The organism is Rhodococcus sp. BP22 (assembly GCF_014281965.1).
In the GTDB taxonomy this organism is placed as follows: domain Bacteria; phylum Actinomycetota; class Actinomycetes; order Mycobacteriales; family Mycobacteriaceae; genus Rhodococcoides.
The window spans coordinates 338,745-351,098 of record NZ_JACFTB010000006.1 but is presented as its reverse complement, the minus strand read 5'-3'; the positions used below and the strand labels follow the sequence as shown (position 1 = coordinate 351,098).

General features: G+C 62.5%; 10 protein-coding genes. 9 read left to right on the top strand and 1 reads right to left on the bottom strand.

The window, feature by feature from the left end:
* Positions 1–36: 36 nt before the first annotated feature.
* The 3 genes from H2510_RS15510 to H2510_RS15500 are packed head-to-tail and all read left to right on the top strand — an operon-like array spanning position 37 to position 3,789.
* Positions 37–2,229: an acyl-CoA dehydrogenase gene (locus H2510_RS15510; protein ID WP_186629167.1), complete on the top strand. Its 2,193-nt coding sequence runs from the start codon at positions 37–39 to the stop codon at positions 2,227–2,229.
* Positions 2,230–2,269: 40 nt separating this feature from the next.
* Positions 2,270–3,142: a MaoC/PaaZ C-terminal domain-containing protein gene (locus H2510_RS15505; protein WP_186629166.1), complete on the top strand. Its 873-nt coding sequence runs from the start codon at positions 2,270–2,272 to the stop codon at positions 3,140–3,142.
* On the top strand, positions 3,139–3,789 hold the full coding sequence (locus H2510_RS15500) for a PaaI family thioesterase (RefSeq protein ID WP_186629165.1): 651 nt from the start codon (positions 3,139–3,141) through the stop codon (positions 3,787–3,789). The genes H2510_RS15505 and H2510_RS15500 overlap by 4 nt, the downstream gene beginning before the upstream one ends.
* A 77-nt stretch (positions 3,790–3,866) precedes the next feature.
* Here H2510_RS15500 and H2510_RS15495 read toward each other — a convergent pair whose 3' ends face one another.
* Positions 3,867–5,528 carry a class I adenylate-forming enzyme family protein gene (locus tag H2510_RS15495; RefSeq protein WP_186629164.1) on the bottom strand — a complete coding sequence of 554 codons (1,662 nt, stop codon included), beginning with the start codon at positions 5,526–5,528 and terminating at the stop codon, positions 3,867–3,869.
* A gap of 269 nt (positions 5,529–5,797) precedes the next feature.
* Between H2510_RS15495 and H2510_RS15490 the strand changes: the two genes are divergently transcribed.
* From H2510_RS15490 to H2510_RS15465, 6 genes are read left to right on the top strand one after another with little or no spacing between them, the layout of a single operon-like run.
* Positions 5,798–7,510 (top strand): AMP-binding protein, encoded by a 1,713-nt coding sequence (locus H2510_RS15490; RefSeq protein ID WP_186629163.1) that lies wholly within the window; start codon positions 5,798–5,800, stop codon positions 7,508–7,510.
* Positions 7,511–7,563: 53 nt separating this feature from the next.
* Positions 7,564–8,730 (top strand): acyl-CoA dehydrogenase family protein, encoded by a 1,167-nt coding sequence (locus tag H2510_RS15485; RefSeq protein ID WP_136169840.1) that lies wholly within the window; start codon positions 7,564–7,566, stop codon positions 8,728–8,730.
* Positions 8,727–9,635 carry a Zn-ribbon domain-containing OB-fold protein gene (locus tag H2510_RS15480; RefSeq protein WP_186629162.1) on the top strand — a complete coding sequence of 303 codons (909 nt, stop codon included), beginning with the start codon at positions 8,727–8,729 and terminating at the stop codon, positions 9,633–9,635. Before H2510_RS15485 ends, H2510_RS15480 begins: the two co-directional genes overlap by 4 nt.
* Positions 9,635–10,747: an acyl-CoA dehydrogenase family protein gene (locus tag H2510_RS15475; RefSeq protein WP_186629161.1), complete on the top strand. Its 1,113-nt coding sequence runs from the start codon at positions 9,635–9,637 to the stop codon at positions 10,745–10,747. The genes H2510_RS15480 and H2510_RS15475 overlap by 1 nt, the downstream gene beginning before the upstream one ends.
* Entirely contained in the window at positions 10,744–11,178 is a 435-nt protein-coding gene (locus tag H2510_RS15470; RefSeq protein ID WP_186629160.1) for a MaoC family dehydratase, read from the top strand. The genes H2510_RS15475 and H2510_RS15470 overlap by 4 nt, the downstream gene beginning before the upstream one ends.
* A complete protein-coding gene (locus H2510_RS15465) occupies positions 11,175–12,353 on the top strand; it encodes a lipid-transfer protein (protein WP_186629159.1) in 1,179 nt (392 codons plus the stop codon). Before H2510_RS15470 ends, H2510_RS15465 begins: the two co-directional genes overlap by 4 nt.
* The last annotated feature ends 1 nt before the right edge of the window (position 12,354 follow it).

Here is a 12,354-nt window from a genome sequence, read left to right as displayed (position 1 = left end):
GAGCACACCCCACCGACGAGAGAGCCGAGACTTTTCATGACAATGGCATTGACCGAACAAGAACGGGACCTCACCGACGCGGTTCGCGCATGGGCAGCCCGTACCGTCACCTCCGACGTCCTGCGAAGTGCAGTCGATGCCGAGACCGAGGAGCGCCCCGCTTTCTGGAGCTCGCTGGCTGCTCTCGGCGTGCTGGGTCTTCATCTGAAGGAAGAAGATGGCGGCGCCGGTTGCGGATTGAGTGAAACTGCCGTGGTGGCAGAGGAACTCGGCAGAGCCTTGGTTCCTGGGCCGTTCCTCTCGACTGTCCTTCTCAGCGCGGTACTCGACGAAACAGGTCGCAGCGAGGAGCTCGCGGCCCTGGCCGACGGCTCGACGATCGGGGCGATATCGCTGCACCCCGGTTCGTTGCGTCTGAATTCCGACGCGAACCAGCCGGTACTCGACGGCGCATCGGATTTCGTCGTCAGTGGCCAGATCGGTGATCTCTTCTTGCTGGCCGCGCTCGATGCAGAGAACAAGACGGTTTTCGTCGTCGTCCCGCGAGAGCGCCTCGAGATCACTTCCGTGGAGAGCTATGATCTCGTGCGACGCAATGCAACTGCGACTGCACGCAGTATCTCGCTCGCGCCCGGCGACATCCTCTCGATCGATGCCCAACGCGTACTGGATCTGGCGGCAATACTGTTCTCCGCCGAGGCTTCGGGCGTCGCAGACTGGGCGGTGCGCACTGCAGGCGACTACGCGCGAACGCGCAAGCAGTTCGGGCGCATCATCGGTCAATTCCAAGGCGTCAAGCACCGCATCGCGCGCATGCTCATTCGCAGCGAGCAAGCACGCGTGTGCGCGTGGGACGCCGCCCGTGCAGCGGACGCAGGTGCGCCCTCAGCTGAGGTGTCGCTGGCTGCTGCGGTAGCCGGAGCCACTGCACTCGATGCTGCATTCGCGTTGACCAAGGACTGCATTCAAATCCTCGGCGGCATCGGATACACCTGGGAACACGACGCGCACCTCTATCTTCGGCGGGCGCAGACCCTGCTGCTCATGCTCGGATCGACCGCATCCTGGCGTTCTCGGGTAACGGCTGCGACGCTCGCCGGGACCCGGCGTTCACTCGAAGTGGAGCTTCCGCCAGAAGCCGAACAGATTCGCGCGAAGGTTCGATCCGAGCTTGCTGCGATTGCCGATTCCGACGATGCCGATCGCATCCGATCGTTGGCCGAAAAGGGCTACACAGCACCACATTTGCCGGCACCGTGGGGTCGAGGGGCAGACGCCGTCGAACAACTGGTGATCGCCGAGGAATTGGCCTCGTTCTCTCTCGTTCCGTACGACATGATCATCGGTAACTGGGTGGTGCCCACGCTCATCGAGCACGGCAACCCCGAGCAGGTCGAGCAGTTCATTCCGGCCAGCCTGCGGGGAGATATTCGTTGGTGTCAGCTGTTCTCCGAACCCGGTGCAGGCTCCGACCTCGCCGGATTGAGTACCAAGGCGACCAAGGTGGACGGCGGCTGGCGACTGCAGGGCCAGAAAGTCTGGACGTCCATGGCGCGTGAAGCGCACTGGGGGATCTGCCTCGCTCGCACCGACGCATCGGTGCCGAAGCACAAAGGCTTGTCCTACTTCCTCGTCGACATGCGTAACAGTCCCGGGCTCGACATCCGACCTCTTCGTGAGATCACCGGCGAATCGTTGTTCAACGAGGTCTTCTTCGACGACGTGTTCGTTCCGGACGAAATGTTGGTGGGGGAGAGCGGCGCCGGATGGAAATTGGCTCGAACGACACTCGCCAACGAACGAGTCTCCTTGTCGAACGATTCTTCTCTCGGTTCGGGCGGTGAGGCGTTGTTGAGTCTCGCCGCCGAATTGCCCGGCGGCCTCGACGCCCAGCAATCGGCAGTTCTCGGTGAAGTTCTGTGTGACGCCCAGTCCGGTGGGTTGCTCGCACTGCGGACCACGCTGCGCACACTTACCGGCGCCCAGCCTGGAGCGGAATCCTCGGTCGCGAAAGTTATCGGCGTGGAGCACATTCAACAGGTGTGGGAAGTGGCGATGGAGTGGGCCGGACCCTCGTCTGTGGTCGGTGAGCAGCCCAGAAGTTCCGCGCAACACATGTTCTTGAATGCCCAGTGCCTGTCGATAGCGGGCGGCACCACCAACGTTCAGCTCAACATCATCGGCGAACGGTTGCTGGGCCTGCCGCGGGATCCCGAGCCGGGTAAGTGACCGTACGACAACCACACTCGAAAGATCGAAGGATTCCCCAATGGCTATAGACCTCGCTACCGCGCTGGCCGCAGAGCCGACAGTGCGCGAGATCTCGTGGACCGACCGAGATGTGATCCTCTATCACCTCGGCGTCGGTGCGGGAGAGAACCCACTCGATCCCGGTCAACTCGGCTGGGTGTACGAAAAGAATCTGTCCGTGTTGCCGACCTTTGCTCTGGTTGCTGGAGGTGGCATTTCAGCGGGTGTCTCCAAGAGCACAGGCCTGCAGATGCCGGGCGTCGAAGTAGATCTGCGCAAGCTTCTGCACAGCGGCCAATCGTTGACCGCACATGCACCGATACCGTCGACCGGCAGCGCCCAGGTCACGACGCGTGTGGCGAACATCTGGGACAAGGGCAAGGCAGCAGTGATCGAACTCGAACATGCTGCGACCGATGAGGATGGTCGTGCACTGTTCACGACGGTGATGCAAATTTGGGCTCGTGGTGAGGGCGGTTTCGGTGGCGAGGCCGGACCGGACACCACTGACACCGTGCCTGATAGGGAACCGGATCATATTCTGCAGTCTTCGACTCGTCCCGATCAAGCGGCGCTCTATCGACTCAGCGGCGACCTCAATCCGCTGCACATAGACCCGAGCTTCGCCGCGGCAGTCGGATTCGATCGGCCCATCTTGCACGGCCTCGCGTCCTACGGGATCGTGTGCAGAACAGTGGTCGACCGTCTGTTGGACTCCGACCCGAGCCGAGTTCGTAACTTCGCGGTCCGTTTCGCCGGGCCGTTGTATCCGGGCGAGGTACTGGAGACCGCCGTCTGGGACGAGGGCGGACGATTGATTCTCCGCACGAGGGCTCCCGAGCGCGACGGACAAGCCATCCTGACCCACGCATCCATGGAAGTAGTCTCATGAGCACCGATACGCACCCCACGTATGAAACCAGCCCCTCGGGGACGGTGCTGACCTCGGTCAGCAACGATTCCGAAGTCGATCGAGCCACCCAAGCAGCACGCCGAGTGATCGATGCTCTGCTGCGTACCGATCGCGGCAACGCGAACCTCGAGCGGGTGACAGAGGAGCTGATCAGTGTCGCCCAGCACCTGGAGAGCCATGCGCCCGCGGTGGAAGAGCGACTGATCGACATGTGGAACGGCGAGGGTGTGACGCGGCACGACCCGGTGACCGGTCTCGAGAATGCGATCGCCCCTCCGCTCGTGCTGGAAGGCAAGTCCGATGGATCGGTCGAAGGCACTGTCGTCTTGACGCTCGCATACCAGGGTCCCCCGGGACACGTGCACGGAGGAGTGTCGGCACTGCTGCTCGATCACACGCTGGGGGTCGCCAATGCGTGGGCCGGAAAAGCAGGCATGACAGCACAATTGAATCTTCGCTACCACTCCCCGACACCGTTGTTCGAGCCGCTGACTGTCACTGCCAAGCTCGATGTAGTCGATGGCCGCAAGATCAACACGGTCGGCTATATCAGGACCGCAGACGGTCGGGTATGCGTATCCGTCGAGGCACTGTTCATCGACAAAACGGTGCCACGTCCACGCTGACCCGAGTGGGCAAGCTGGAAAACGAACGGCGTCGCACAGGGTTTCCACCCGGTGCGACGCCGTTGTCGTGACCTCTCTTACACGCTGATGTCGCGCCTCGACAGTTTCCCGGTTGCGTTGCGCGGCAAGCTGTCTCCGGTGATTCGCCAGCGGGTGGGTACCTTGAAGTAAGACAACCGCTCCGCCGTCCACTCGCGTAGTTCGCTTTCCTCGAGCACAGCGCCTGGCCGAAGAACCACCACCGCAGACACCTCTTGGCCGAGATCGGTGTGCGGCGTTCCGATTACCGCGCATTCGAGCACGTCAGGGTGTTCGTCGAGGCACTGCTCGATCTCGACTGGATAGACGTTCTCTCCACCGCGAAGGATCAGGTCCGAACGCCTGCCGGTCAGTCGAAGTCTGCCGTCCTCGATCAACCCGTAGTCTCCAGTCCGCAACCATCGTCCCGGTGAGATCGCGGCGTCGGTTGCCGCTTCGTCTTCCCAATATCCGAGCATCACGAAGGGACTACGTACACATATCTCGCCCTCGGTGCCGTCGGGAAGCCATTCGCCGAACGGATCACGGATCTCGAGGCTGACGGTGATGATGGGTCGGCCCAGGGTTCCGGGATGGCGCTCGAGGTCCGGTCCGGCAGCGACGGCGATGGCCGTGCTGCACTCGGTCAGGCCGTAACTGTCCACCAGGGAGTTCTTGGCGAACGGAACCTCTTGGCGCAGGCGTTCTTTGAATGCGATCGACGAAGGCGCGGAGGCAAGTGCGAACGAGGTCAGCGAGCTCAGATCGAAGCGGTCGAGATTGCCGTGTTCGACGAGACGGGCAGCCATGGTGGGGACCGCGCCCCAGTCCGTCACTCGCTCACGTTCGACGAGGCCGAGGATGGTGTCGACGTCGAAGGCGCCCTCGTTCATGACGACCGCGCTGCCGGTTGCGAGGCGGGGGATCACGAGGTTGTGAAGGCTGGCGATGTGGAACAAAGGCGAGGTGAGTAGGTACTTCTTCTCGCTCGGAACCGACGGATCGAACTCGACACCTTTGAATGCGGCGACGATGGCGTCGCTGAATCGGTGGTAATCGACCACCGCGAGGATATTTCGCTGTGAGTGCAGGGCGCCCTTGGGCTTGCCGCTCGTGCCGCTCGTGTAGAGGATGGCTGCGGGATCGTCTTCGTCGACAGCGGTGACCGGGAGCGGGGCGCCGCGGTACTGCTCGATGATCTTCGGTAGGTCTTCGTGCATTGTCAGTACCGGGATGTCGAGCTTCATCTCGGCCAGCGTCGCGGCGCGTTTGGCGTCGGCGATGATCACGCTGGGTCTGCTGTGCTTCACGCCGTATTCGATCTCGCGGGGAACCCACCAGCTGTTCAAAGCGACCGTGATGGCGCCGAGCGACTGCGTGGCCCAGAACGCAATGACCCATTCCATCGAATTGGCGCCGAGAATCGCTACCCGGTCTCCCTTGCTCACCCCGTAGTCCTCGCGCAGTGCGGTCGCCAACGCTGCGACGGCGGTGGCGTGTTCGGCGTAGGACAATCTGCGGTCCGCAGTGATGAGGTAGTCCCTCTCACCCCACTTCGCCGATGCCGCCAACAGCTCGCCCACTCCCCGCGTCCGGTTCTTCATCACGGGCATGCGAGTCCCCAGTACCGATTCCTCGGCCAGTTCGAACCTCCCACCGGGTCCGGTTAGCTGGGTGATCACCTGATCGAGGTAGAACTGCGGATCTGTAGAAGCGGTCATCGAAAGGGCCTTTCGTCCTCGGGCAGGTGTACCGCCACAAGATGGCATGTAAGCACGCAGTGGTAGACGGTCGTTGCCACTGAGCGAGACTCCCCCCCGGGCAGTCACCATCCGCAGATACGTTACGGGAGTAATCGGACTTGGAGGACAGTTATGACCATAGATCTCGACTCGCCCACCGTGCAGGTCGACCGTTCGGCGCCGACCACATTCGTGCCGATCACGCTGCGTAGCCGCATCATCGAAACAACGACGACAGAGATGTGCGCATGACCCAGGACTTGGCCTCCGAGAAGAAGACCACCGTGCAGGACGGCGCGGAGCATCGCGGGACCATCGCGGAGATGCTTCTCGATCGACTGGGCGATCACCACGACGGACTACGAACCCGCGAACAGGACTGGACGTGGCACGAGGTAGTCCTCGAGAGTGCAGCGCGCGGTGCGCTTGCCGAGTCGATGCGCGTCGACGGACCGTTCCACATTGGTGTCCTGCTCGAGAACACTCCCGAATTCGTGTTCTGGCTCGGTGGCGCGGCGCTGGTCGGTGGAACGATCGTCGGGATCAATCCGACAAAGCGGGGTGCGGAACTCGAAGCCGAGATTCGCTACGTCGATTGCCAGTTGATCGTCACCGACACTGCCGGTATGACCATGCTCTCCAGCCTGGATCTGGGTCTGACGCCGGATCGATTCGTCCTTGTCGACGAGCCTGAATACCTCGACAGGTGCGCCGGTTTCATGCAGGAGGCGCCGGTAGCAGCACCGTCGGTCGATAGTTCGAGCCTGATGTTGTTGCTGTTCACCTCCGGGACGACGGGCGCGTCCAAAGCGGTCCGCTGCAGCCAAGGACGGCTTGCCAGGCTCGCCTACACCAACTCGGCCAAGTACGGACATTCGCGCGACGACGTCGACTACTGCTGCATGCCGTTGTTCCACGGCAACGCACTGATGGCGCTGTGGGCCCCGGCTCTCGCCAACGGCGCCGTCGTGTGCTTGACCCCCAAGTTCACCGCATCGGGATTCCTGCCCGATGTGCGATTCTTCGGCGCGACCTTCTTTACGTATGTCGGGAAGGCTCTCGCCTACCTGATGGCGACGCCGGAATCCGAGGACGACCACGTCAACACGCTCGTGCGAGGATTCGGTACCGAAGCGTCCCCGGAGGACAAGGTGGAGTTCGTTCGGCGATTCGGAGCCGAACTGTTCGAGGGATACGGATCGAGTGAAGGCGCCGGTTCGGTAACGCTGGATCCGAATGCACCGGCGGGCGCGCTCGGTCGTCCCGCTCACAAGAACATCGCGATCGTGGACCCCGAGACGCGTGAGAAGAAAGGGCTCGCCCGGTGCGACGAGTACGGCCGGGTTCTCAACCCAGACGAGTCCATCGGTGAGATGGTCGATATGGCCGGCGCGTCGGCCTTCGAGGGCTACTACAAGAACGAGAGCGCGATCGCGGACCGGCTACGGCACGGCTGGTACTGGACGGGCGACCTCGGCTACATAGACGAGGACGGCTTCATCTACTTCGCCGGACGAAAGGGCGACTGGATTCGGGTCGACGGTGAGAACACCTCGGCGCTGATGGTCGAGCGCATCTGCCGGCGGTACCCGTCCGTCATAGCTACCGGTGTCTACTCGGTGCCCGACCCTCGTTCGGGTGATCAGGTGATGGCTGCGCTGGAGGTGCCCGACGTCGAAGCTTTCGACGCCGCGGACTTCGCATCGTTCCTCACCGCGCAGGAGGATCTGGGAACCAAATCGGCGCCGCGCTTTCTTCGAGTTTCGGCGAACCTGCCCGTGACAGGTTCCAATAAAATCGTCAAAAACAAGCTGCAGCAACAGAATTGGCGCTGCGAAGACCTGATCTTCCGGTGGGAAGGTCGAGGGGCTCCTCAGTACCGGTTGATGACCGAAGAAGACAAAGATCTGTTGGAAAAGGAATTCGACACCTATGGGCGTCGACGGTTCCTGTCCGCCTGAGTCGATCCACCCATTGGTAGTGACAGCCGGAGTCAGGCACGAGGAGTATTGAGATGGATCTCAAGGAAACACCAGAACAGAGCGCTCTCCGGCAGGAGCTACGCACATATTTTGCAGAGCTACTGCCGCCGGAGAAGCGACGCGTCGCCGGAGAGCAAGGTGTCGGCGGTGAGCACTTTCGGGAGATAGTGCGGTTGCTCGGCAAAGACGGATGGCTCGGAATCGGCTGGCCCGTGGAGTTCGGCGGCCAGGGACGCTCTGCCGAGGATCAGTTCGTGTTCTTCGACGAGGTTCAGCGGGCCGGATTGCCGTTCCCGTTCGTCACCGTCAACACGGTCGGTCCGACGCTGATGAAATTCGGTACCGAAGAGCAGAAGGAACGCTTTCTGCCCGGCATTCTGGCGGGCGAGATCGTCTTCGCCATCGGCTACACCGAGCCCGAGGCGGGCACCGATCTCGCGTCGCTGCGGACGAAAGCAGTCCGGGACGGTGAGGACTGGGTTGTCAACGGCAACAAGATCTTCACCAGTGGCGCCAACACTGCCGACTATGTGTGGCTCGCAGCCCGCACGGACCCGGATGCTCCGAAGCATCGCGGGATCTCGATTCTCATCGTGCCCACCGACGACGAGGGCTTCAGCTGGTCGCCCATCAATACCGTCGGTGGATTGATGGTCACCTCGACGTACTACAGCGATATTCGCATCACGGACGCCGAAGTGGTGGGCGAGATCAACGGAGGCTGGCAGCTCATCACGGCGCAGCTCAATCACGAACGGATCGGCCTCGCCGCGCTCGGCGGCCGAACCCTCGGTCTCTGGCGTCAGGTATTCGACTGGGCGCAAGACAACGGTGCACTCGAAATTCCTTGGGTACGTATCGAATTCGCCCGTACCCACGCCAAGCTCGAGGCGATGCGGCTGATGAACTGGAAGATGGCCGCTGCCGTCGCACAGGACACCTTGTCCGGAGCGGACGCGGGCGCCATCAAGACCTACGGCACGGAAACGCACATCGAGGTCTACCGCGCACTGCAGGGCATCCTCGGTGCGGTGGGGCGTCTTCGGCCCGGTTCTCCCGGTGCAGTTCTCGGCGGCCAGATCGAACAAATCTCCAGGCAATCCGTCGTGAACACCTTCGGCGGTGGGGTCAACGAAGTCCTGCGCGACATGGTCGGCACGATGGGCCTCGGCCTGGTTCGTGCCAAGAGGAACGCATGATCGAGGTGAGCGCGCGCCTGCGCGAATTCGAGGGCGCGGTATTGGTCCCACCGACACTCGGACCGGACCCGGTGAACGCGCCGATGATCAGACATTGGACCGAGGTCATGGGGGGTGGGGATCCGAAGCACGCCGACGGTTCGGTTGCACCCGCCGCCATGCTCCAGGTGTGGACGATGAAGTCCTACACGGACAAGATGTCCGGAGTCGACCCTTCGCCGACCTGGACCGACCTGATCGCGGTCCTCGACGACGCCGGATTCACCTCGGTGGTCGCCACCGATTCCGATATGGAGTTCTTCCGAGAGCTACGTCCAGGTGACCATCTTCAGGTGTCGGAAGTTGTCGAAGCAATTTCCGAGGAGAAGAAGACCGGGCTGGGCGTCGGGCATTTCATCACCACGCTCAAGACGTATCGCGATACCGACGGCATGGTCGTCGGCACGCAGCGGTGGCGTACGTTGCGGTACCGGCCGGCGGAGAAAGCCGTTGCTCGCGCCCTGCGACCGCGTCCGGCGCTGAACGACGACAATGCGTTCTGGTTCGCAGCCGCTCTCGAACACCGGTTGGTGATACAGCGATGCACCTCCTGCGGTGTGCTTCGGCATCCGACCGGTCCGATGTGTGGACAGTGCCGATCCACCGACTGGGACACCGTGGACGCGTCAGGGCGCGGTCACGTGTACAGCTTCGTCGTGAACCACCATCCACAGATCGATGCCTTCGACTATCCGTTGATCGTCGCTGTCATCGAACTCGAGGAGGGCACTCGCTTGGTCGCCAATATGACCGGCATCGAGCCCGCGGACGTCACCATCGACATGCCCGTCGAGTTGACCTGGATCGATGCCGACTCGGATCTGACTTTGCCTGCCTTCCGGCCTATTTCATCTCAGGAGCACTGATGGATTTCAGTTTCAGCGAAGAGCAGCGAACGATCGGCGAACTTGCCGCCGATGTCTTCGGTGCGCGCGCAAGCACCGACCGAATCGTGGCCGTGGAGGCCTCGACGGATCGGATCGATCGGGACCTGTGGGACGAGCTCGGCCGCACCGGTGTGCTCGGTATCGCGGTGAGTGAAGAATTCGGTGGAAGTGCCCTCGATTTCTCCGCACTCTGCGTCGTGCTCGTCGAACAAGGGCGCCGGGTTGCGCCGGTCCCGTTGTGGCCACACCTGGTGAGCGCGTTGGTCATCGGCGAGTTCGGAACCGAGAATCAGAAGAACGAGTGGCTTCCCGCCGCAACCGATGGTTCGAAAATTCTGACGGTCGGACTCGAAGGTTTCGGTCCCTTCGGCAGCGGTGCACCGTCCATGACCGCCGCAGAGGTCGACGGTGTCTGGCGCGTGACGGGATCGAAGGTTGCAGTCCCGTCGGTACATGTCGCCGCACGAGTTGTGGTCTCTGCCGAAACGCCCTCGGGCCCTGCGCTCTTCCTGTTGGATCCGTCTGCCGAGGGTGTGAGCCGCCTGGACAACGAATCCACGACGCACGAACTCTGTGCCGATATCACTGCCGAGGGCGCGCGCGTCGATATTCTCGGTGCAGCCGATGGTAGTGCCGTCGGGAAGATCGAGTCCTATGCCGAAATCGCCTTGGCTGCAGTGCAGTTGGGTGTCGCCGAGAGTGCTGTGAAGCAGGCGGTGGCGTATCTGAACGAACGAGTTCAGTTCGGCCGACCGCTTGCCACGTTCCAAGCTGTGGGGCATCAGCTCGCGGACTGCTACATCGACATCGAAGCTATGCGTGTCACCCTCTGGCAGGCAGCCTGGCTGCTGTCGGCGGGGGAGGACCCGGGTACGTCGGTGTTGGTCGCCAAGTGGTGGGCCAGCGACGCCGGAGCGCGAGTCGTGCACCGAACGCAGCACGTACACGGTGGTATCGGCGTGGACACCGACTACCCGATTCACCGCTACCTGCTGTGGGGCAAGCAGATCGGCGCCACACTGGGAGGCGCGGCGTCCGACCTGAACCGCCTCGGCGACCTCTTGGCAACCGGGGTCGAGGTCATCGCATGAGTAGCCCCGCGGTGAGTGTGCGAAGCCTGAGCGATTGTGCAGTGGGAGATGAGCTTCCGGAGTCGATCGTGCCGATCACGCGGGCGCTGATCGTGGCGGGTGCGCTTGCGACCCGCGACTTCCAGGATGTTCACCACGACGCCGTGCAGGCGGTCGAGCGGGGGTCGAAGGACATCTTCATGAACATACTGACCACCAATGGTCTGGTGGGACAGTTCGTCAGCGCGTGGGCGGGCCCTGCTGCGACCGTGCGAAGGATAAAGGTCCGGCTCGGGGCGCCCAACTATCCTGGAGACGATATGCATTTGAGCGGAACGGTGTCCGGCAAGGACGGCGACACGGTCGAGGTGACGGTGCGCGGCCGCAACAGTCTCGGTGACCACGTCAAAGGGACCGTGACCGTAGCGTATGAATCCTCGGGTGCTCGATGAGTGGCCAATTATCCGGTGCTGCAGCCATTGTCGGAATCGGTGCCACCGAATTCTCCAAGAATTCCGGGCGCAGTGAACTTCAACTCGCTTGCGAGGCCATCGTCGCAGCTTTGGCAGATGCCGGTATCGACCCTTCCGAGGTCGACGGATTGTCCACCTTCACTGCAGAGACCAACGGCGAGGCGATCGTTGCTCGCAATACCGGTCTCGGTGAACTGAAGTTCTTCTCACGCATCGGGTACGGCGGCGGGGCAGCATGTGCCACCGTGCAACAGGCAGCGATGGCGGTCGCCACGGGCGTCGCCGACGTCGTCGTCTGCTATCGCGCGTTCAACGAAAGATCCGGTACGCGTTACGGCTTGGGCCAGCATGACCGGCCGATGGACAGTACGGCCGATCGTGCCGCATATGCGTGGCTGACCCCCCAGGGCTTGTCGACTCCAGCTCAGTGGGTTGCGATGTTCGCCCGTCGTTACATGCACGAATACGGCGCGACCAGTGAAGACTTCGGCCGCGTCGCCGTGGTGGCTCGGGCGCATGCCGCGGTCAATCCCGCCGCGTGGTTCTACAACCGGCCCATCACACTCGAAGATCACCAGAATTCTCGATGGATCGCCGAGCCGCTGCACTTGCTCGACTGCTGCCAGGAAACCGACGGAGGCCAGGCATTGGTCATCGTCTCTGCCGAGCGTGCACGGGATCTGAAGCATGCCCCGGCGATCGTCCGAGGCGCTGCGCAGGGATCGGGTCGAGATCAGCACATGATGGCGAGCTACTACCGCCCCGAGATCACCGGCATCCCCGAAATGGGAGTGGTGGCAAAGCAGTTGTACGGCCAGAGCGGGTTGACGCCTGCGGATATTTCCGCCGCAATCCTCTACGACCACTTCACACCCTTGGTGCTTCCGCAGCTCGAGGAACTGGGCTTCTGTGGGCGCGGCGAGGCGAAGGATTTCATTCGTGAAGGAAATCTCGACATCGGCGGATCGCTGCCCACGAATACGCACGGTGGTCAGCTGGGAGAGGCCTACCTGCACGGGGTGAACGGTATCGCCGAAGCAGTGCGTCTACTGCGCGGGACGTCGACCACCCAACCGAACGAAGTGAACAATGTACTGGTCACTGCCGGTACAGCCGTGCCCACCAGTGGGCTGATCCTAGGACGCGAGCAATGAG